General features: G+C 68.5%; 17 protein-coding genes. 8 read left to right on the top strand and 9 right to left on the bottom strand.

What is annotated here, in order from left to right; all coding sequences use genetic code 11:
• The first annotated feature begins 17 nt into the window (after window positions 1-17).
• The 5 genes from D6860_RS21215 (at window position 18) to D6860_RS25380 (ending at window position 6,443) form a co-directional block, all read left to right on the top strand.
• A complete protein-coding gene (locus D6860_RS21215) occupies window positions 18-3,005 on the top strand; it encodes a formate dehydrogenase subunit alpha (protein ID WP_076623126.1) in 2,988 nt (995 codons plus the stop codon).
• A 10-nt stretch (window positions 3,006-3,015) separates the two neighbouring features.
• Window positions 3,016-3,609: a formate dehydrogenase FDH3 subunit beta gene (gene fdh3B, locus D6860_RS21210; protein ID WP_076623127.1), complete on the top strand. Its 594-nt coding sequence runs from the start codon at window positions 3,016-3,018 to the stop codon at window positions 3,607-3,609.
• A gap of 190 nt (window positions 3,610-3,799) precedes the next feature.
• On the top strand, window positions 3,800-5,011 hold the full coding sequence (locus D6860_RS21205; RefSeq protein ID WP_076623128.1) for a formate dehydrogenase subunit gamma: 1,212 nt from the start codon (window positions 3,800-3,802) through the stop codon (window positions 5,009-5,011).
• Window positions 5,008-6,309, top strand: coding sequence for a c-type cytochrome (locus tag D6860_RS21200; protein ID WP_076623129.1), 1,302 nt, complete (start codon window positions 5,008-5,010; stop codon window positions 6,307-6,309). The genes D6860_RS21205 and D6860_RS21200 overlap by 4 nt, the downstream gene beginning before the upstream one ends.
• On the top strand, window positions 6,306-6,443 hold the full coding sequence (locus tag D6860_RS25380) for a hypothetical protein (RefSeq protein WP_164845655.1): 138 nt from the start codon (window positions 6,306-6,308) through the stop codon (window positions 6,441-6,443). The genes D6860_RS21200 and D6860_RS25380 overlap by 4 nt, the downstream gene beginning before the upstream one ends.
• A gap of 19 nt (window positions 6,444-6,462) precedes the next feature.
• Here D6860_RS25380 and D6860_RS21195 read toward each other — a convergent pair whose 3' ends face one another.
• The 4 genes from D6860_RS21195 to D6860_RS21180 are packed head-to-tail and all read right to left on the bottom strand — an operon-like array spanning window position 6,463 to window position 9,691.
• Window positions 6,463-7,341, bottom strand: a complete 879-nt coding sequence (locus tag D6860_RS21195; RefSeq protein WP_076623130.1) for a helix-turn-helix transcriptional regulator — start codon at window positions 7,339-7,341, stop codon at window positions 6,463-6,465.
• 50 nt (window positions 7,342-7,391) lie between these two features.
• Window positions 7,392-8,210 carry an ABC transporter substrate-binding protein gene (locus tag D6860_RS21190; protein ID WP_076623131.1) on the bottom strand — a complete coding sequence of 273 codons (819 nt, stop codon included), beginning with the start codon at window positions 8,208-8,210 and terminating at the stop codon, window positions 7,392-7,394.
• A gap of 25 nt (window positions 8,211-8,235) precedes the next feature.
• Window positions 8,236-8,991: an ATP-binding cassette domain-containing protein gene (locus tag D6860_RS21185; RefSeq protein WP_076623132.1), complete on the bottom strand. Its 756-nt coding sequence runs from the start codon at window positions 8,989-8,991 to the stop codon at window positions 8,236-8,238.
• Complete coding sequence (locus D6860_RS21180; protein ID WP_017469450.1) at window positions 8,984-9,691, bottom strand: ABC transporter permease; 708 nt, start codon at window positions 9,689-9,691, stop codon at window positions 8,984-8,986. Before D6860_RS21180 ends, D6860_RS21185 begins: the two co-directional genes overlap by 8 nt.
• A gap of 165 nt (window positions 9,692-9,856) precedes the next feature.
• Here D6860_RS21180 and D6860_RS21175 point away from each other — a divergent pair, with 165 nt between their 5' ends.
• A complete protein-coding gene (locus D6860_RS21175; protein WP_076623133.1) occupies window positions 9,857-10,861 on the top strand; it encodes an Ldh family oxidoreductase in 1,005 nt (334 codons plus the stop codon).
• A gap of 10 nt (window positions 10,862-10,871) precedes the next feature.
• Here D6860_RS21175 and D6860_RS21170 read toward each other — a convergent pair whose 3' ends face one another.
• From D6860_RS21170 to D6860_RS21150, 5 genes are all read right to left on the bottom strand, one after another.
• Window positions 10,872-11,633, bottom strand: coding sequence for a DeoR/GlpR family DNA-binding transcription regulator (locus D6860_RS21170; RefSeq protein ID WP_076623134.1), 762 nt, complete (start codon window positions 11,631-11,633; stop codon window positions 10,872-10,874).
• A 20-nt stretch (window positions 11,634-11,653) separates the two neighbouring features.
• The gene (locus D6860_RS21165; RefSeq protein WP_076623135.1) at window positions 11,654-12,589 is read right to left on the bottom strand and encodes a sugar-binding transcriptional regulator; all 936 of its coding nucleotides are present in this window, start codon (window positions 12,587-12,589) and stop codon (window positions 11,654-11,656) included.
• A 104-nt stretch (window positions 12,590-12,693) separates the two neighbouring features.
• Window positions 12,694-13,626: a sugar phosphate isomerase/epimerase family protein gene (locus tag D6860_RS21160; RefSeq protein ID WP_076623136.1), complete on the bottom strand. Its 933-nt coding sequence runs from the start codon at window positions 13,624-13,626 to the stop codon at window positions 12,694-12,696.
• Window positions 13,626-15,134, bottom strand: a complete 1,509-nt coding sequence (locus D6860_RS21155; RefSeq protein ID WP_076623137.1) for a glycerol-3-phosphate dehydrogenase — start codon at window positions 15,132-15,134, stop codon at window positions 13,626-13,628. The genes D6860_RS21160 and D6860_RS21155 overlap by 1 nt, the downstream gene beginning before the upstream one ends.
• 1 nt (window position 15,135) lies before the next feature.
• Complete coding sequence (locus D6860_RS21150) at window positions 15,136-16,770, bottom strand: FGGY-family carbohydrate kinase (RefSeq protein WP_076623138.1); 1,635 nt, start codon at window positions 16,768-16,770, stop codon at window positions 15,136-15,138.
• Between the two features lie 527 nt (window positions 16,771-17,297).
• On the opposite strand from D6860_RS21150, the gene D6860_RS21145 reads away from it, so the two are divergent.
• Both D6860_RS21145 and D6860_RS21140 read left to right on the top strand, forming a co-directional pair.
• Window positions 17,298-17,939 (top strand): DUF2291 family protein, encoded by a 642-nt coding sequence (locus D6860_RS21145; RefSeq protein WP_076623139.1) that lies wholly within the window; start codon window positions 17,298-17,300, stop codon window positions 17,937-17,939.
• Window positions 17,936-19,480 (top strand): sugar ABC transporter ATP-binding protein, encoded by a 1,545-nt coding sequence (locus D6860_RS21140; protein WP_076623140.1) that lies wholly within the window; start codon window positions 17,936-17,938, stop codon window positions 19,478-19,480. The genes D6860_RS21145 and D6860_RS21140 overlap by 4 nt, the downstream gene beginning before the upstream one ends.
• The last annotated feature ends 1 nt before the right edge of the window (window position 19,481 follow it).

The raw sequence follows: 19,481 nt of genomic DNA, 5'->3' as shown, positions 1-19,481 counted from the left end.
GCACGGGAGGTGGAAACATGTTGAGGAAAAAGACCAACGGGGTAGCGCGACGCCCCCAGCGGACAAGTATCCTTTCCGAGGCCGGCAAGGCTTCGGTGGACCGGCGCACGTTCCTGCGCGGGTCGGGTCTGGCCATCGGCGGTCTTGCCGCGGTGGCCGCAACAGGCGGAACCGTGACGAGGGCGAATGCCGCCACGGCCGCGACCGGAAAGGTCGACATCAAGAAATCCGTCTGCACCCACTGTTCGGTGGGCTGCACCGTGATGGCCGAGGTGTCGGACGGCGTCTGGATCGGGCAGGAGCCCGGCTGGGACAGCCCCTTCAACCTCGGTGCGCATTGCGCCAAGGGGGCCTCGGTCCGCGAGCACACGCACGGCGAGCGGCGCCTCAAGTATCCCATGAAGAAGCAGAACGGCGAATGGGTCCGTATCTCGTGGGAGCAGGCGATCGACGAGATCGGCGACAAGATGCTCGACATCCGCGAGACCAGCGGCCCTGACAGCGTCTACTGGCTGGGTTCGGCGAAGCACTCGAACGAGCAGGCCTACCTGTTCCGCAAGTTCGCCGCCTACTGGGGCACGAACAACGTGGACCACCAGGCCCGCATCTGCCACTCGACCACCGTGGCCGGGGTTGCGAACACATGGGGCTACGGCGCCATGACCAACTCCTACAACGACATCCACAAGTCCCGTGCGATCTTCATCATCGGCGGCAACCCCGCCGAGGCGCACCCGGTCTCGCTCCAGCACGTGCTGCGTGCGAAGGAACAGAACAACGCGCCGCTGATCGTCTGCGATCCGCGCTTCACCCGCACCGCCGCACACGCGGACGAATACGTGCGGTTTCGTCCGGGCTCGGACGTGGCGCTGGTCTGGGGCCTGCTGTGGCACATCTTCGAGAACGGCTGGGAGGACCGCGAGTTCATCCGCACGCGTGTCTGGGGGATGGACGAGATCCGCAGCGAGGTCGCCAACTGGACGCCCGACGAGGTCGAGCGCGTCACCGGCGTGCCGGGCAGCCAGCTCGAGCGCGTGGCGCGGACGCTGGCCAACAACCGTCCGGGCACCGTGATCTGGTGCATGGGCGGCACCCAGCACACCAACGGCAACAACAACACCCGCGCCTACTGCATCCTGCAGCTCGCGCTGGGCAACATGGGCCAGGCCGGCGGCGGCACCAACATCTTCCGCGGCCATGACAACGTGCAGGGCGCCACGGACCTCGGGGTTCTGGCCGACACGCTGCCGGGCTACTACGGTCTCTCGGCGGGCTCCTGGGCCCACTGGGCGCGCGTCTGGGAAGAAGACCTCGACTGGCTCAAGGGGCGTTTCGACACGCTCAAGGGCAAGGACGGCAAGGACAAGGCGATGATGAACCTCACCGGCATCCCGGTGAGCCGCTGGTTCGACGGCGTTCTCGAGGCCAAGGAGAACATCGAGCAGCCCGACAACACGCGGGCCATGGTGTTCTGGGGCCACGCGCCGAACTCGCAGACACGCCTGCCCGAGATGAAGACGGCGATGGAGAAGCTCGACCTGCTGGTCGTGGTGGACCCGTATCCGACGGTCTCGGCGGTGCTGCACGACCGCACCGACGGCGTCTACCTGCTGCCGGCGGCCACGCAGTTCGAGACCTCGGGCTCGGTCACCGCGTCGAACCGGTCGCTGCAGTGGCGCCAGAAGATCGTCGACCCGATCTTCGAGTCGCTGCCCGACCATGTCATCATGCACAAGTTCGCCACCAAGTTCGGTTTCGCGGACCGCATGTTCCGCAACATCGAGGTGAACGGCGAGGAGCCCCTGATCGAGGACCTCACCCGCGAGTTCAACCGCGGCATGTGGACGATCGGCTACACCGGCCAGTCGCCCGAGCGGATGAAACTGCACATGGAGAACCAGCACACGTTCGACCGTACCAGCCTGCGGGCGGTGGGCGGCCCCTGTGACGGCGACTTCTACGGCATGCCCTGGCCCTGCTGGGGAACGCCCGAGATGAACCACCCGGGCACCGCCAACCTCTACGACATGTCGCTTCCGGTGAAGGACGGTGGTCTCACCTTCCGGGCCCGCTTCGGCGTGGAGCGCAACGGTGAGAACCTGCTGGCGGACGGCGTCTACTCGGTGGGCTCCGAGATCCAGGACGGATACCCGGAATTCACCATGCAGATGCTCATCGACCTCGGATGGGACGGCGATCTCACCGACGACGAGCGCGCGACCATCGAGCGCGTGGCAGGCTACGAGGCGCCGGCCGAGTCCTCGGATCAGGGGGATCAGGCCGTCGGAGAGACCTCGCAGCAGGGGGAGCGTCCGTCGGATTACGCCGGACAGGTCGGCAGCGTGAACTGGAAGACCGACATCTCGGGCGGCATCCAGCGGGTTGCCATCGACCATGGCTGCGCGCCCTTCGGCAACGCCAAGGCGCGGGCGGTCGTCTGGACCTTCCCGGACCCGGTGCCGATCCACCGCGAGCCGCTCTACACCAACCGTCGCGACCTGGTCGAGGACTACCCGACCTACGAGGACAAGCACTTCTGGCGCGTGCCGACCATGTACGCCTCGATCCAGAAGAACGACTTCTCGAAGGAGTTCCCGATCATCCTCACCTCGGGCCGACTGGTCGAGTACGAGGGCGGCGGCGACGAGACGCGGTCGAACCCGTGGCTGGCCGAGCTTCAGCAGGACATGTTCATCGAGATCAACCCGCGCGACGCCAACAACCTCGGTGTGCGGGACGGTTCGGATGTCTGGGTCGAAGGTCCCGAGGGCGGCAAGATCAAGGTCATGGCCATGGTCACCCCGCGGGTGGGCGAGGGCGTCGCCTTCATGCCCTTCCACTTCGGCGGTCACTACCAGGGCGAGGATCTCCGGTCCAAGTATCCGGACGGGGCCGATCCGATCGTGCTGGGCGAATCCACCAACACCGCGCAGACCTATGGCTACGACTCCGTGACGCAGATGCAGGAGACCAAGGCCACCCTCTGCAAGATCATGCCGGCGTAAGGAGACAGACATGGCACGAGCAAAATTTCTCTGCGATGCCGAACGCTGCATCGAGTGCAACGCCTGCGTCACCGCCTGCAAGAACGAGCATGAGGTGCCCTGGGGGATCAACCGCCGTCGCGTGGTGACGATCCAGGACGGCGAGCCGGGCGAGCGGTCGATCTCGGTCGCCTGCATGCACTGTTCCGACGCGCCCTGCATGGCGGTCTGTCCGGTGGACTGCTTCTACCAGACCGAAGACGGCATCGTCCTGCACTCCAAGGACCTGTGCATCGGCTGCGGCTACTGCTTCTACGCGTGCCCCTTCGGCGCGCCGCAGTATCCGCAGGCGGGCAATTTCGGGTCCCGTGGCAAGATGGACAAGTGCACCTTCTGCGCCGGTGGCCCCGAGGAGAACAACAGCCAGGCTGAGTTCTCGAAGTACGGGCGCAACCGGATCGCCGAGGGCAAGCTGCCGATCTGCGCGGAAATGTGCTCCACCAAGGCCCTGCTGGCGGGCGATGGCGACGTCGTGTCGGGCATCTACCGCGAGCGCGTCGTGGCCCGCGGCTTCGGCTCGGGCGCCTGGGGCTGGGGCACCGCCTACGAGCAGAAGGGCAACTGAGCCCACCTGGTGAACGGGGCATGCCCCCGTTCACCGGCTCGCGCCGCGCCGGGCCGTTGTCACCCGGCGGGCGAAGCGCCCGCGCTGCGGCCTCTTTCGAGGGGGCCGCAGGCGTTCGGGGCTGCGTTCCCCATCAAACATCATCTCTCCGCCACCGGAGGAGGAGAGACTGGTCGCCAAGGAGACACCCATGCGCCACCTGCTGGCCTTTCTCATCCTGATCGGGCTCTTCGTCGCGCTCATCGTGATCACCCGGCCGGATCCGGCGACGGATGCCGCCCTCGCCATCAACCGCACCGCAACCGGTGGTGCCACGACGCTCGAGGACATTCTGCGCCGCCAGAACGGGCAGGAAGTCGACAATGCCTATCGTCAACGCGACGTCGCGGGCAACGCCGAGAACGTGCTCGGCATGGGGCCGCTCGGCGGCTCGTCGGATGCCGATCTGTGGCGCGCGATGCGTTTCGACAAGATGGAAGACCCCACCGTCACCACCTACGACAAGGTCGGCCGCGTGCTGATCCAGGACAACGGCATGTGGTGGCTCGACTTCCGCGCCGGGCCGTTGCGCACCTACGGCGGCCTGCTGCTGCTGGGTGTGATCGGCGTTCTGGCCGTCTTCTACTTCTGGCGTGGTCGAGTCCGTATCCAGGGCGGCAAGACCGGCCACACCGTCACCCGCTTCGAGTGGATCGAGCGCTTTGCCCACTGGCTGCTTGCGGGCTCGTTCCTGCTGCTCGCGGTGACCGGCCTGCTGACGCTCTTCGGACGCGCGTTCATCGCGCCGCTCCTGGGCAAGGAGATCAACGCGACGCTGCTCGAGGTCTCGAAGCTCATCCACAACAACATCTCCTGGGCCTTCATGCTGGGGCTGCTGATGGTCTTCGTGATGTGGGTCTGGCACAACATCCCGGACAAGACCGACATCCAGTGGTTCAAGGAGGCCGGCGGCCTCGTCGGTGACAGCCACCCGCCCGCCAAGAAGTTCAACGGTGGTCAGAAGATCATCTTCTGGTCGGTGATCCTGCTCGGCGGGTCGATCTCGCTGTCGGGCCTGTCGCTGCTCTTCCCCTTCGACATGCCGCTCATGGGCAAGACGTTCTCGTTCCTGCACGACATCGGCGCGGCCCGGTGGTTCGGTCTCGATGCCTTCCCGGCAGAGCTGACCCCGCAGGAAGAGATGCAATACACCCAGCTGTGGCACGCCATCGTCGGCTTCGGCATGATGGCGGTCATCATCGGGCACATCTACATCGGCACGATCGGGATGGAGGGTGCCTTCGACGCCATGGGCAGCGGCGAGGTCGACGAGAACTGGGCCTACCAGCACCACTCGATCTGGTACGAAAAGCTCGAGCGGCGCGGCGAGACGGACACGGACCAGGCCACGCCGGCCGAATGACGCCCCTTCGCAACATACGCGGCGCGGTCGCGGGGCTGGTCCTCGCGGCCGCCGGCCTGCCGGGCGCGGCGCAGGAGTTCTCGACGCTGAAGGGGCACGGCGGCCCGATCATGGGAGTCGCGGTCTCGCCCTCGGGGCAGCTGGCCACGGCAAGCTTCGACAACTCGGTCGGGCTCTGGCAGGACGGCACGCCGGACTGGCTCGAGGGCCACGCGGCCGCCGTCACCGCCGTCGCCTGGGGGCCGGAGGAGACGCTGTTCAGCGGCGGAGACGATTTCGCGGTGCGCGCCTGGGGCGAGACGCCGCGCGTGCTCGGCCTGCACGAGGGCAAGGTGACCTCGCTTGCAGTTTCGCCTGACGGCGGCACCGTCGCGAGCGGCAGCTGGGACGGCTCGATCCGCCTCTGGCCGCTTGACGACGGGGAGGGCGACGCGCGGGCGCTGCCGGCGCCGGGCTCGGGCGTCAACGCCGTGGCGTTTTCCCGCGACGGCGGTGCCCTTTACGCCGGCACAACGAACGGGGCGCTGTTGCGCTACGAGCTGGGCAGCGACGCCGCGCCGGTGCCGCTCGTGCAGCACGGCTTCGGGATCAACGAGCTGGTGGTCGGGCCCGGCTGGATCGCCTACGGCGCGGTCGACGGCGGCACCCGCGTGATCGACACCGCCACCGGCGCGGCCATCGCCGATCTCACGCTCGAGCGCCGCCCGATCCTTGCCATGTCCTACCACGAGCCCACGCATCAGCTTGCCGTGGGAGACGGCCACGGCTACATCATGATCCTCGACACGACCGACTGGCAGATCACCCGCGATTTCCGAGCCACCCGCGAAGGCCCGGTCTGGGCGCTGGCCTTCTCGCCGGACGGGCAGGTGATTCATGCCGGCGGGCTCGACGATGTGCTCTACGCTTGGCCCGTCGAGATGCTCGACAGTTTCGATCCGGCCATCGACGGTCGCCGCAGCTTCCTGCGTGACGCCGACACGATGCCCAACGGCGAGCGGCAGTTCATGCGCAAATGCTCGATCTGCCACGCACTCGAGCCCGGCCCCTCGCGCAAGGCGGGTCCGACGCTGCACGGTGTCTTCGGACGCCGCGCCGGCACGGTGCCGGGCTACAGCTATTCAGACACGCTCGATGGATCCGGCATCGTCTGGGACGACACGACCATCGACGCGCTTTTCGACCAGGGCCCCGAGCACTACATACCGGGGTCGAAGATGCCGATGCAGGTGATCGCAGGGGCGGCCGACCGGGCCGACCTCATCGCCTTCCTCAGGCAGGCCACGACGGGAGAGTGACCAAGATGAAAGCCATGTTCACGGGGTTTGTTGCCATCGTCGTCATCGGGGTGGGGGCCTATTTCGTGCTGAACGATGTCGTGCCGATGTCGTCGAAACAGGTCTACCAGAGCCCGAACGCCGCGCCCGACTGACCCGGGCGAGCGCGCTGGCTCAGCCGTTCCAGACCACCCGCCCGAAGTCGGCGAGGTCATAGCCGCCAAGGCTCTCGGCACGCTGGCGAAAGGCCGGGTCGTGGCAGAAGGCGAGCAGATCCTGCATCGCCGGGTCGAAATATGCCTTGCGGTCGACCAGCAGGTCGAAGCGCTCCTGCACCAGCGGCACGAAGCGCAGCCCGTAGGACCGGGCCACGGATTCAAGCCCCAGCGTGACGTCGGCGTCGCCGCGGCGGACGCTCTGCACGGCCTCGTCCTCGGTGCGCTCGACCGGGGCGAGGATCACGTCGGCGGGGGCGAGCCCGGCCGCCTCCGCGAGTTCGTCGAACAGCCGCGCGGTGCCCGACTCTGGCTGGCGCGGCGCGATGCGCAGCCCCTTGAGGCCCGCCATGCCCCCGGGCGCGGGGCCGTCGGCGCGCAGCACCAGCCCGCGCGCCCGGGTCGCGAACCGGATCAGCACCGCGTTCATGCCCTCTGCCGACCGCGACGCCGCATCGAGGTTCCAGACCCCGCTCGCGGCATCGAAGACATGCAGGCCCGCCGCCACGCCCTCGCCGCGGGTGAAGCGGTCGAGCCCGTCGAGCGAGCCGTCGAAATAGGTGGCGAGGCCGCAGCGCGACTGCCGGATGGCCCAGTCGAGCAGCGGGTCGTGGCTGCCGAGGAACACGCCGGGCCGCGCCGGACCGGGGGCGCTGTCGACGCGGGCCCCCGCAACCCACGCCCGGATCTCGCGCGCCGGGAACAGCAGCTTGCCGGTGGCCTTGGAACAGGGCACCTCGCCCGAGGCCGCAAGATCGTAGACCTTGCGCTCCTTGATGCGCAGCAGCTCGGCCAGCTCGCCGACGGTGAGGAATTCGTGGGACAGGGTGTCGGTCATGGGCTCTCGGGATCGGGGCGGCACGGAAGGGCGCCGCCCCGCGAAGCCTATCAGCTTTCCGGTGCGTTGGGGAAGAACAGCTGCTGGCCGTCGACCTCGTAGCTGCCGATGATCTCCTGCCCCTCGGGCGACAGAAGCCAGTCGGCAAAGGTCTGTGCAGCCTCGATCTTCACCTCGGGGCACATCTCGGGGTTCACCGGGATGACGCCGTACTGGTTGAAGAGATCCTCGTCGCCCTCGACCTCGATGGTGTAATCCTGCTTGTTCTTGAAGCTGATCCACGTGGCGCGGTCGGTCATCACGTAGGCGCCCATGCCGATGCCCGCGTTGAGCGTCGCGCCCATGCCAGAGCCGGTCTCGCGATACCAGTCGCCCGAGCCCTGCTGCGGGTCCACCCCGGCGGCCTTCCAGAGCGCGATTTCCTTCTTGTTGGTGCCCGAGTCGTCCCCGCGCGAGGCGAAGAGCGCGCCGGCCTCGGCGATCTTGGTCAGCGCCGCCTCTGCATCGGACATGCCGGAAACGCCGGCCGGATCGCCCTCGGGGCCGACGATGACGAAGTCGTTGTACATCAGGTCGGTGCGCGTGGTGCCGTAGCCCGACTCGACGAATTTCTCCTCGGCGGGTTTGGCGTGCACGAGCAGCACGTCGCCGTCGCAGTTCTGTGCGTTCTTGATGGCCTGCCCGGTGCCGACCGCGACCACGTTCACGGTGATGCCGGTTTCCTCCTGGAACTTCGGCAGGATGTAGTCGTAGAGCCCGGAGTTGGCGGTCGAGGTCGTCGATTGCACGATGATCGCCTCCTCGGCCGAGGCCGCGCCCGCAAGCGCCGTGGCCGCCACGAGTGCGCCGGTGAGTTTCTGGATGAACATGAGGTCTCCCTTTTCCTCGTCGCGTTCAGACGACAATCCTGCCGCCAAGGTAGTCCCGGGCCGCCGCGTCGCGCGGACCGGAGAAGAAGGCATCGGCGGCGGCGTGTTCGACCACCCGGCCGCGATGCAGGAACACCACGTCGTCGGCCATGCGCTTGGCCTGGCCGAGATCGTGGGTCACGAAGACGATGCGCACGCCCCGGTCGCGGGCCTCGGTCACGATGCGTTCGATCACCAGCACCGAGGCCGGGTCGAGGCTGGCCGTCGGCTCGTCGAGCAGCAGCACTTCGGGATCGGTGGCAAGCGCGCGGGCCAGCGCCAGCCGCTGTGCCTCGCCGCCCGAGAGCAGCCGTGCGGGCTGGCGCGCCTTGTGCGCGAGCCCGACGTGATCGAGCAGCCCGTCGCGCAGGTGGCGGGGCCGGCCGCGTGCCTTGAGCACGAAATCGAGGTTGGCGGCGACCGAGCGGCGCAGCAGCACCGGCTTCTGGAACACCAGCGCCTGCCGGCCGGTGGCCTGTGCGGCCCCTGTGCCGTTCCACGAGACCGTGCCGCCGCTCGGGGCCATGAGCCCGTGCAGCAGTTTCAGAAGCAGGCTCTTGCCGGCGCCGTTGGGGCCGAGGATCACGGTGCAACCGCCCGGCCGCAGGTCGAGGTCGAGCCCGTCGAGCACCGTCGCCCCCGCGAAGCTTAGCGACAGGCCGCGCACGGCGAGCGGCAGCAGCGGGGGCAGGGTGGCCTCGGCCACGCCGGCGGGGGTGAAGTCCATCGTGGCGTCAGACATGGGCCATCCTCGCGGCGGTCATGCGCACCGTCTGCACCGCCGCGTTCACCCCGAGCGCGATGACCAGCAGCACGATCCCCAGCGCCAGCGCGAGCGGCAGGTCGCCCTTGGAGGTTTCGAGCGCGATGGCGGTGGTCATCACGCGGGTCAGGTGGTCGATGTTGCCGCCGACGATGATGACGGCACCGACCTCGGCCACGGCGCGGCCGAAGCCCGCGAGCCCCACGGTGAGCAGCGCGTAGCGCCCGTCCCAGAGCAGCGCGGCGACGGTCTGCATGGGGCCGAGGCAGAGCGACCGGAACTGCTCGGCATACTCGGCGTGCAGGTCCTCGAGCGTCTGCCGGGACAGCGCGGCGACGATGGGCACGATCAGGATGGTCTGCGCCACGATCATCGCGGTCGGCGTGTAGAGCAGCCCGAGAAACCCGAGCGGCCCCGAGCGCGAAAAGTGGATGTAGACCAGCAGCCCGACCACCACCGGCGGCAGCCCCATCAGCGCGTTGATCGCGATGAGCACGGCCGAGCGGCCACGGAAGCGGCTGATCGCCACGAGCGCGCCGATTGGCAGTCCGATGAGGCAGGCGAGCAGGGTGGCGCTCAGGCTGACCCTCAGCGACAGCAGGACGATCTCGTAGAGACCGGCGTCGCCGGACAGGACGAGCCGCAGGGCCAGCGCGAGGGCTTCACCGATATCCTGCAAAATTTACGCCTCCCCGGAAATTTTGCGCATCTCCGGAATATGCCCGGCATGGCGCGCAGGTCAAGCATGGCGTTCGCTTCGGTGGACAGGCGCGGGCATCGGGCTTAGCACGAAGGAGACAGGCGCGGGGCGGGTCCGCGCCCCGCGCGCACAGACGGAGGCCACGTGACCGAGATCAGACTGCCGTTTTCCGAGCTGGTGGAGCGTCTCTCCGCCATTTTCGTCAAGCAGGGGCTGCCCGGACGGGTGGCCTCGGTGCTGGCGACGAATTGCGCCACCTGTCAGCGCGACGGGGCGTTGAGCCACGGGGTATTCCGTATTCCCGCCTATGTCTCGACGCTACAGAGCGGCTGGGGCAGCCCGGCCGCGCTGCCCGAGATCGACCCGGGCGAGGGCGCGCTGATCCGTGTCGACGCGCATGGCGGCTTCGCGCAGGTCGCGCTCGAAGAGGCGATGCCGCTCCTGCGCGAGCGGGTGCGGACGCAGGGCGTCGCGGCGCTGGCGATCCGCAACTCGCAGCATTTCAGCGCGATCTGGCCCGACGTCGAGCCCTTCGCCGAAGAAGGGCTGATGGCGCTGAGCGTGGTGAACTCGATGGCCGTGGTCGTGCCGCCGGGCGGCAAGACGCCGGTGTTCGGCACCAACCCGATGGCCTTTGCCTGCCCGCGCGAGGGACAGGCGCCCTACGTCTGGGACCAGGCATCGAGCGCGCTGGCGCATGGCGACGTGCAGATCGCGGCGCGCGAGGGGCGCGCGCTCGAGCCCGGATGCGGTGTCGATGCCGAGGGGCAGCCGACGACCGATCCCGAGGTGGTGCTGAACGGCGGCGCGCTACTGCCCTTCGGGGGCTACAAGGGGGCCTCGATCGCCATGACCATCGAGATCCTCGCCGCTGCCTTCACCGGCGGGGCATTCTCGACCGAGGTCGACTGGAGCGACCATCCCGGCGCCAAGATCCCGCTCACCGGACAGTTCCTTCTGGTGGCTGACCCGGCCTACGGCGGCGCCACCGGCTTCGGCGCGCGGGTCGCGGCGTTGTCGGACACCGTGCGCGCGGCGGGGCAGGAGCGTCTGCCGGGCGACCGTCGTCACCGGGTGCGGGCGGAGGCGCTCGAGAAGGGCGTCGCGCTCACGCAGGCCGACCTCGACATGCTCGCCGAATACCTCTGAGCCCGCGGGCTCAGTCGGCCACCGTGAGCGTGGTGCCGGCGGCCTCGATCTCGGCGCGCGCCGTCTCGGAGGGCGGCGCGTCGGTGATGACCGCCTCGAACTCCGAGAACGGCGCGAGCAGGTGCAGCGCGGTGCGGTCGAAGCGCAGGTGATTGATCATCAGCACCGACCGCTGGGCCGAATCCATCATTCCGCGCTTCACGCGGGTGATGTCGTCATCCATGTGAAAGACCGAGCCGCCCCCGGCGGCGGGCGTCGAGATGAAGGCAAGGTCGGCACGCAAGCCGGTCAGCGCCTCTTCGGTGACGCGACCGATCCAGGCGTTGTATTTCGCCGAGTAGCGCCCGCCGAGCGCGATGACGGTGATGCCGGGCTCGGTCTTGAGCGCGTCCATCACCGCGTCGTTGTTGGTGATGACCGTGAGCGGGCGTTTCTCCGACAGCGCCGCGCCGAGCACGGTGGCGGTCGAGCCGTCGTTGACGATCACCGTCATGCCGGGCTCGACAAGCGCCAGCGCGGCGCGTGCCATGCGCTGCTTCACGTCGTGGCCCTGCAACTGGCGGAAGCGGAAGTCGCTTTCGAACTGGGTGCCGGGCTCGATGGTCGCGCCGCCGCGGATCTTGCGCAGCAGTCCCTCGGCCTCGAGGTCGTCGAGATCCCGGTGGATGGTCATCTTCGACACGCCGAAGGTCTCGGCCAGCGCGTCGAGCTGCACGGCGCCATCGCGCACCAGCGCATCGAGGATCCGCTGCCGGCGGTCGTCTCTCTTCATCTGTGTTCCCTTCGCCCGCGTCAGTCGAGCAGGGCGCGCGCGGTTGTCTCGTCGGTGATCAGCCCTGCCACCCGGCCCGAGCGCAGCACCGCCCGGATCGCGGCGACCTTGTCGGGGCCGCCGGCGATGGCGACGATATCCTCTTCGCGTTCGGAATCGTAGCCCACCGCGAGGGTTCGTGCCGAAAGCGTGGTTTCCACGACAGCCCCGGTCTCGTCGAAGAAGTCGCCGAGCATCTCGCCGCGCGCGCCGGCGGCGGCGATCTCGTCGATCTCGCAGGGTTCGATCATCCCCGAGGACACGAGCTGCGCGTCGGCGGTCGCGGTGCCGATGCCGACCACCTTCAGCGTGGCCGACTGCGCGAGGCGGAACACCTCGTCGACGCCGCGCTGCGCGAGCAGCACCTCGCGGTCCTCGACCGAGTTGGCGAAGAAGGGCACCGGCATGACGTAGGCGCGCGCGCCAGTCTTCTCGGCGATGCGGTGCATCACGTCATGCGGGTTGGCGGCGAAATTCCGGGTGAGCCCGCCCAGCAGCGAGACGAAATGCAGCCCGCGCGCCTCGACGCGGGGCAACTGGCGCGTGACCTCGGCCAGCGTCCGGCCATGGCCGAGGCCGATGATCGAATGCTGCCCGGCCTCGAACTGGCGCTTCAGGTAGGCGGCGCCGGCCAGCGCCAGCGCCCGCACCGGCAGGCCCACCTCGCCGATGTCGGGGGCGACCTCGCAGAGCTTGAGGCCGTAGGTCTCGTAGAGCTGCGCCTCGAGCTGCACGCATTCGACGATGTCGCCCTCGATCGAGACCTTCACGTGCCCCTCGGCCACCGCGCGGGCAATCAGCCGGTGCGCCTTGACCGACGGCAGCCCCAGCCGCTTGGCCACCTTGGCCTGGGTGAGCCCGCCCACGTAGTGCATCCAGGCAGCCCGGATCGCGAGGTTCTGATCGGTGTCGTTCATGGCCGTCTTTGCCTGTCGGTCCCTGGAAGCGGGCCCCCTTGGTGTCGATGCATCCTGATAGAGGCCGGCCCGCGCTCCGGGAAGCCCCCGCGCCGGGACCGGCCTCAGATATTGAGCGAAGCCGCCCCGGTGTCGATATGCGGTGCCCAGAAGGCGACACTTTCGGCGATCTGCGGGATCACCTCGCGGTCGTTGGGCTCGCGTTCCTTGAAGGACAGCTCGAGACAGATCTCGTTGTCCGTGGCGCCGCCCTCGGCGAAGGCCGCGAGCAGCGGCTCGGGCTGGATGCGACCACGGGCATTGAACTCGGCGGTGAAGGGGCGGTGGCCGCCCTTGTCCATGAGGCTCTGCTTGATGTGGATGATCGGCGAGACCTTCGGCACCGCCCGCGCCCAGGCGTAGGGGTCGAAGTCGTCGGGATTGTCGGAGGTCACGTCGCCGTGGTCGATGTCGGCCATCATCCACATCGGGATCGCCATGTTCGCCGCGGTCAGCCGATCCTGCAGCGCCATGCATTCGGCGATGGTCTCGCCGAATTCGCGGGCGACGCTCATCGGCTCCCAGAAGACGTAATCGAGCCCTGCGGCCTTGCCGTGCTCGGCGACCTCGGCCCAGCAGTCGATGGCGATGTCGATCATCTCGGCGCGCTTGGCCGGGTCGTCCTGCTCGCGAAAGGCGAGGATCGCGAACTGTGTGCCCACCGAGGTGCCGCCGAGGTCGGCGGTGATGTCGGCGAAGGTCTTGAACCAGTCGACGTAGTGGCGCCGCACGTCACGGTCGGGGTGGCCGAAGTGGTTGAGCCGGCCGTAGGGCCCGGTCATGCCCGAGGTCACGCGCACGCCGGTCCGCCCCAGCGCCGCGCCCATTTGCCGGGTCAGCCGCCGGATCACCGGAGCTGGCCACGACGGGTTGATGAACTCATGCGTGAGCTGCAGGTCGCGGATCTTCAGATCGCGGGCCACCGTGTCGATCAGGTCGTCGGGATCGGCGAAGCGGTTCACCAGCGGGTTGGTGTTGAGCGAAAGCGTCAGTCCCATCAGGCGGCCTCGGCCTTGTGGGTGTCGAACCACTCGGTGAAGGCGGCGATCTCGGCGTCGGTCATGTCGATGCGGTTCTTGGTGCGGCGCCAGATGATGTCCTCGGCGGTCATCGCCCATTCGTTCATCACCAGCCATGTGACCTCGGCCTCGTAGAGATGCGCGCCGAAGTGACGGCCCAGCCCTTCGAGCGAGGATGCCCGGCCGACGATCTTGCGGGTCAGCGTGCCGTAGCGGCGGCCGTAGTATTCGCGCAGCTCGCGCGGCATCCACGGGTATTCCGCCTTGAGCGTCTCGCGGAAGCTGTCGTAGTCGGCGCCGGGCATGTCGCCACCGGGCAGCGGCGCGGTTTCGGTCCAGTCCCCGCCCATCTGCGGGAACACGTGACGGATCTTCTGCAGGCCACGCTCCGCGAGCTCGCGGAAGGTGGTGATCTTGCCGCCGAAGACGTTGAGCAGCGGCGCGCCGCCGGTCTCGTCGAGGTCGAAGACGTAGTCGCGCGTCACCGCCGAGGGGTTGCCCTGGCCGTCGTCGAACAGCGGCCGGACGCCCGAGAAGGTCTCGAGGATGTCCTCGCGGCGCAGCTTTTCCTTGAAGTAGCGGTTCACGCAGTCGAGCAGGTAGTCGATCTCGGTGTCGTCGATCTTGACGTCCTCGGCGCGGCCGTCATGGGCGATGTCGGTGGTGCCGATCAGCGCCTTGTCGCCCTCGTAGGCGTTGATGAAGATCACCCGCTTGTCGTGATTCTGCACGAGGTAGCTGTGCGGCCCCTCCCAGAATTTCGGAACGATGATGTGGCTGCCCTTCACGAGGCGCACGTTGCGCGACGAGTTGGCGCCGGCGACACGGGTGAGAACGTCGGTTACCCAGGGGCCGGCGGCGTTCACGAGGCATTTCGCGAGGAATTCGCGGGTTTCGCCGGTGATCGTGTTCTGCGTGACGACGCGCCACTTGCCGTCCTCGCGGCGGGCCGAGACGGCGGGCGCGCGGGTCAGCACGACGGCGCCGCGCTGCGCCGCGTCCATCGCGTTGAGGATCACGAGCCGGGCGTCGTCGACCCAGCAGTCGGAGTATTCGAAGCCGCGGGTATACTTGTCGAGGATCGGCGCGCCCTCGGGGTCGCGCTTGAGATCGAGCGTGCGGGTGCCGGGCAGCTTCTTCCGGCCACCGAGGTGGTCGTAGAGGAACAGCCCCAGCCGCACCAGCCACGCCGGCCGGTCCTGCGGCGAATGCGGCAGCACGAAGCGCAGCGGCCAGATGATGTGCGGCGCGGCGTTCATCAGCACCTCGCGCTCGATCAGCGCCTCGCGCACCAGCCGGAACTCGTAGTATTCAAGGTAGCGCAGGCCGCCATGGACCAGCTTGCCCGAGCGCGACGACGTGCCCTCGGCAAGGTCGTCCTTCTCGCAGAGCGCCACTTTCAGGCCACGGCCGGCGGCGTCGCGCGCGATGCCCGCGCCGTTGATGCCGCCGCCGATGACGAACAGGTCCACCTCTTGCGTGGTCATCTCAGGATCCTCCTTGCGCCGCCCGTTCGAGCTCTGCTCCGGGCGCGATTTCCGGTTGGTCTGCCGCTGCCGCGGTCGGGCCGCTTGCGGCGCGATGCTCCGCGAGCCGGTCCCAGACGGGTTCCAGCGCCTCGCGGGCCTGGGCATAGGCAGGGTAGAGCGAGCCGTAGATGCGGCTCAGCTCGGGGTCGGGGGCCTCGGCTTGGCCGAGAAGCGGGGTCACCCACTCGGCCACGCAGGCCTCCATGTCGGGGTAGGCGCCGATCGCCACGGCGGCCATCATCGCGCAGCCGGCGGCGCCGGCTTCTTCGCGGGCCGAGACGCGCACCGGCGCCTCGACGCTGGCAGCGAGGATCGCTCGCAGCGCGGTGCTGCGCGCGGCGCCGCCGGTCAGGCGAAGCTCCGAGGGCAGGGTGCCCATCGCGCCGTAGCAGTCGCGGGCGGCCATCCCCAGCCCCTCGATCACCGCGCGGATCATGTCCGGGAACCGGTGATGCGCCGCCAGGCCAATGAAACCCGCGCGGGCGTTCGGGTTGACCATGGGGCCGCGCTCGCCGGCCTCGGAAACGTAGGGTTGGTAGAGCAGCGTGCCCGGCTGCGACCGCTCCATCCAGCCGTCGATATGGGCCACGAGGTTGGCGTATTCGTGCGGGTGGCCGGTCTCGCTCATCAGGTCGGCGGCCATGCGCAGCGCCCAGTCGAGATTCAGCGTCGCCGCCATGTTGGTCTGCACCTGCGTCACCATGCGCTCGGCGGGCAGGCAGATGACGTAGCCGGAATCGCCCTGCAGCTGCACCGCGTCGTCGCGCACCGCGCGCATGTGCACGCCGGTCGAACCGATGGTCGAGCAGGCCGCACCCGGGGTGCCGGTGTGGACGCCCGCGCCGAGCGCGGTCATCACCATGTCGACGTAGCCGAGGCTGACCGGCGTTCCGGCGCGCAGGCCGGTGACCCGGGCCGCGGCCTCGCTCAGCGGGTGGGTGTCGCGGCTGCCGTCGACGATCTGTGGCAGGAGCTGCGCGCGATGGCGCAGGCCGAGCGCCTCGATGGCGGTGTCGGAATACTGGCGGGTGCGGAAGTCGCCGAAGGTGAAGCTTGCCTCTGACGGGTCCGTCGCGCGGACGCCGGTGAGGTTCAGGTAGAGCCAGTCCTTGCAGTGCAGCGCCACCTCGGCGCGATCGAGCAGCGCCGGGCAGTGGCGGTCCATGTGGGCCATCTGCGCGCCCTGCTGGCAGGTGTTGAGCGCGGTGCCGGTGGCATGGAAGCGCGCGGCGTTGCCGGGGGCCTGCGCCAGTGCCTGCGTGGTGCGCGCGGCGCGGGCGTCGAGCCAGAGCCAGGCGTCGTCCACGGGCCGGTTGTCGGCGCCCACGAGCCAGGTGCCGTCGCCCTGCGCCGTCACGGCAAGGGCGGCGGTGCGGTCCGCGAGATGGTCGATGCTGTCGCCGAGTCCGCGCAGCGCCTCTGCGCAGTCGGCCCAGGTGCGGTCCATGTCCTGCGTGGCGGCGCCGTCGGGGGCGGTCGTGTAACGGTTCGGAACCGCCGACGCGCCAAGCTGCGTGCCGGTCAGGGTGAAGGCGACCGCCTTGATGACCGAGGTGCCCGCGTCGATTCCGATGATGATGTCGCGTTCAGACATGATGCGCCCTTTCGAGGGGCGTATGGCCTGATGCGCAAGGCGCTGTGACCATGCGTCTCCTCCCTGTCTTCCGGCCTGCGGCTCCTCCAGCCGCCGGGCATGAAACCGGCGGGCCAAGGGCCTTCCGGTGACGATGAGCATATGGAAGCGGCCCGTTTTGTCGAGTGCATTTTTTTACTTCCATTGAAAAAAATTTCAGTTATGGTGCTGGAAACGGACCAAGCAGCCCGAAGACGCCGGCGGAGGAAATGGCGGCATCTTCAAGGGGTTGGGTTCGTAGCGGACGATCCGGCGGGAGTCGGAGCCGTTCCGGGAAACGGGAGGATGAAGGCCTGCGGACGCCGCGGGCCGGCGCGATCTCCGAAGCAGTTGCCGCCGTCGGGCGGGGCGTTTTCGTCCCGTGTCCCGATGCGGTAAGGCCAGCGGAGTATCGGGGTCAGGGGCATCACGCGATGCCCGGGCCGAGGTTCATCCAAGCGACATGAGAAACCGGCCGCGCAGCGTGGCCAGAGGGAGGAGCGAGAGGCATGAGTGCCACCGATTTCACCATGAAGCCGCGCGTGGGGCGCCGAGGCATGATCATCGGCGCGCTGGCGATCTGCGTCGTTGCGGCGATCGCCCTCGACACCACCGTCGTCACCGTCGGGTCCGAGCAGGACACCCGGGTCGCCGGCTTCGCGCCCGACGCCTATGGTGCCGAGGAATTCCCCCGCATCCGCGACTACATAACCGAGAACGCGGTCGACGCCGCGACGCTCGCCTCGGAACTGGCCGCCGACAAGAGCGCCGCCGCCGAGAAATACGGCTCGGGCGGCGCGATGCCGACCATCCCGGTTTCGTTCACCGGCACCGTCGGAGAGGGCAAGGGCGGCATCTACGACGTCGCGGTCGACGGCGCCGAGGAGGTCCGCATCCGCGTCCAGACCGGCCCCGCCATCAACGGCACCGACCTGCGCGACGCGCCCGGCGACATCGCCTTCGGCCAGTTCAAGAACCAGATCGAGTACCAGGACGCCGGTGCCGGCATCAACCGCGCCATGAAGGCCGAGGTGCTCGAGGGCATCGACAATTCCGACCTGACCGGCAAGACGATCTCGGTCACGGGCGCCTTCAAGCTCATCAACCCGAAGATGTGGCTGGTGACGCCGGTCGAGGTGTCGGTGCAATGACCGCGCATCAGTCCATCCGTCCCGAGGGCCCCGCGACCGGCGAGGTCGTGATGTCGGCCCGCCACGTCGCCAAGCACTACGGTGCGGTCAAGGCGCTCAAGGGCGTGAACTTCGACATCCACCGCGGCCAGGTCACCACGCTCTTCGGCGAGAACGGTGCCGGCAAGTCGACGCTGATGAAGATCCTTGCGGGGATCGTCACGCCGACCACCGGAGAGATCATTCTCGACGGCACGCCGGTGACCTTCCACAGCGCCAACGCCGCGCTGGCCTCGGGCATCTCGATCATCCACCAGGAGCTGGCGCTGGCGCCGAACCTGAACGTGCGCGACAACATCTTCATGGGGCGCGAGATCCGCTCCGCACGCGGCGTCGATTTCGCCGAGGAAGAGCGCGTCACCCGCGAGCTGATGGCCGAGCTCGAAGAGGACATCGACCCGCTGACCCCGCTCGAGGAGCTGCGCCTCGGCCAGCAGCAGATCGTCGAGATCGCCCGCGCGCTGCAGGCCAAGAGCCGCATTCTCATCATGGACGAGCCGACCTCGGCGCTGTCCGCCTCGGAGGTCGAGGTGCTGTTCAAGGTCATCAACGACCTGACCGCCAAGGGCGTGAGCATCGTCTACATCTCGCACCACCTCGAGGAAGCGCTCGAGATCACCGACCACGCGGTCGTGCTGCGGGACGGAGAGATGACCGCCTACGCGCCGCGCGCCGAGATCGACCTCGAGTGGATCGTGCGCAACATGGTGGGCGAGAACTTCGACCTCGGTCAGCCGCCGGCAAGTGACATGGGCGCCCCGGCGCTGTCGATCGAGGGGCTCAAGGTGCCTGACCCGTCCGGTCACGGATACGTCGTCGACGGCATGGATCTCCAGGTCAAGGCGGGCGAGATCGTCTGCGTCTACGGCCTGATGGGGGCCGGGCGCACCGAGATGATGGAATGCGCCGCCGGACGTCTCAAGGCGGAAAGCGGCGCGGTGAAGCTGCAGGGGCACGACATCTCGCACCTGTCGATCTCCGAGCGCATCGCCGCGGGGCTGGTGCTGGTCCCCGAGGACCGCCAGCGCGACGGGCTGGTGCAGACGATGTCGGTCGGGCAGAACCTGTCGCTGGCGTCGATCGGCGCCTTCACCCGGGGCCTGTTCACCAGCCGCAAGGACGAGCGCAAGGTGGTCGAGGACTCGATCCGCGAGGTCACCGTCAAGACCGACGGCGGGGCCGCGATGATCGGCTCGCTGTCGGGCGGCAACCAGCAGAAGGTCGTCATCGGCAAGATGCTGGCCACGAAGCCCGAGGTCATCCTGCTCGACGAGCCGTCGCGCGGCATCGACATCGGCGCCAAGGCCGAGGTCTTCAAGCTGCTCGCGCATACCGCGAAGGATCGCGGGCTGGCGGTGCTCTACTCGACCTCGGAAGTCGGCGAATGCCTGAGCGTGGCGCACCGGATCATCGTGATGCGCCGGGGCAGGATCTCGGCCGAATTCGACCATACCGCAACCAAGGAACAGATCATGGCCGCCTCTGGCGAAGCCGTGCATTAAG

This window comes from Salipiger sp. D13 (assembly GCF_003703915.1).
In the GTDB taxonomy this organism is placed as follows: domain Bacteria; phylum Pseudomonadota; class Alphaproteobacteria; order Rhodobacterales; family Rhodobacteraceae; genus Salipiger; species Salipiger profundus.
The sequence above is the reverse complement of the archived record's forward strand: the minus strand, read 5'-3'. Positions and strand labels throughout refer to the sequence as shown.